This window comes from Thiocystis violacea (assembly GCF_016583565.1).
Lineage (GTDB): Bacteria > Pseudomonadota > Gammaproteobacteria > Chromatiales > Chromatiaceae > Thiorhodococcus > Thiorhodococcus violaceus_A.
In genome coordinates this window covers 1-1411 of record NZ_NRRF01000197.1, presented here as the reverse complement: position 1 = coordinate 1411, position 1411 = coordinate 1, and the positions used below count along the sequence as shown (strand labels likewise).

Here is a 1411-nt window from a genome sequence, read left to right as displayed (position 1 = left end):
CCGGCCTACAACCTCATCGAACGCCTACGCACCCACCGCGACGAGGTTCTACGCTTCGTCACCGACTTGCGCGTGCCCTTCGACAACAACCTCGCCGAGCGCGACCTGCGCATGCCCAAGCTCAAGCAAAAGGTCTCGGGCGGCTTCCGCTCGACCGAGGGGGCCGAGGCCTTCGCGACCGTGCGCTCCTATCTCTCGACGATGCGCAAGCAGTCCGTCGATATCTATCAAGCTCTCGTGCTGACCTTCCAAGGGCAACCTCCGATGCCAAAACTGGCATAACGGTGGTCGCGGGTACCTGAATAGTTACGGTCGTGCCAGCGCGGTATTGGGCCGGCCAGCCAGAACGTTAGCTATCTTGAATACGACCATCGCTGTTGTGCTGCATCATTGCGATTCTAAAAAAAGAGGCATTCCATGAATTGGGCGTCCGTTATTAATAATCCTTTCCTGAAAGATCTTCCCTTTAAGATCGAACTTGATAAATGGGGTAGGATTCTCATGAGTCCTGCAAGTAATAATCACGGCAGCCTTCAATTTGAAACTGGTGTTAAAATTAGAGATGCCAAGAAGGGCAAAGGAAAAGTGATAACCGAATGCTCAATTCAAACCAGCCAAGGGGTCAAAGTTGCTGATGTCGCATGGGCATCAGATGCATTTATTGATAAATACGGATTTGAAACTCCCTATAAACGTGCCCCAGAGATATGTGTCGAGATCGTTTCTCCCTCAAATTCTCAAGGAGAAATAGATGAAAAAATTGAATTGTATCTATCCAAAGGCGCTCACGAGGTTTGGATAGTCAGCGAAGACGGAAATACTCGGTACCATACATATGAAGGAAAAATAGAAGAAAGCTATGAAATCAAGAGCTAACAATACGCTGCACACCGACCGCCAAAAGCGCTACTTTCGAAAAGTTTCGAAAAGGGGACAGATTTATTTTTTGATCGGATAAAGGAGGATCAGCCCATCCCGCGAAACGCGCCGCTTCAGCCAGGATCGCGCACCAGCGTCAGCATCTCCTCGTAGCGCAGGCGTCGGCCGTCTCCGGTCCCTTCCATTAGGCCGTCGGCGAGGTTGCGTTTGCTGCCGTGCGGGGCGAGGATCTTCTCCCTGGCTTGGTGACGGTTCCGCATCCGAAAGCTGATATTCCGCTGTCGACCTTACACAGCATCTACCGTCAGGCCGGCTGGCCTTGGAAGTGATTCATGCGATTTGCCTTGGCGCTGCATACCGATGATGGCGTGGCCTACGGGGTCACCGTGCCGGACTTGCCCGGATCATGGCTGTGAAGGTCACGATTCGTGGCAAATCATCGGACGCCGTTCCCCCCGCTTCAGGGAGGGCGTCTTGGGCTGTTGACGCTGTGCGAGCAAGCGCGCGACGGACAGATGCGGCTTTTTCGGAT

3 protein-coding genes are annotated in these 1411 nt (G+C 53.0%); 2 read left to right on the top strand and 1 reads right to left on the bottom strand.

The window, feature by feature from the left end:
• A partial coding sequence (locus CKO23_RS24705; protein WP_200336176.1) for an IS66 family transposase occupies positions 1 to 282 on the top strand: 282 nt, incomplete at its 5' end.
• 135 nt (positions 283 to 417) lie between these two features.
• Positions 418 to 876, top strand: a complete 459-nt coding sequence (locus CKO23_RS24700; RefSeq protein WP_200336170.1) for a Uma2 family endonuclease — start codon at positions 418 to 420, stop codon at positions 874 to 876.
• A gap of 116 nt (positions 877 to 992) precedes the next feature.
• Here CKO23_RS24700 and CKO23_RS24695 read toward each other — a convergent pair whose 3' ends face one another.
• Positions 993 to 1139 (bottom strand): hypothetical protein, encoded by a 147-nt coding sequence (locus tag CKO23_RS24695; RefSeq protein WP_200336168.1) that lies wholly within the window; start codon positions 1137 to 1139, stop codon positions 993 to 995.
• Positions 1140 to 1411 lie beyond the last annotated feature (272 nt).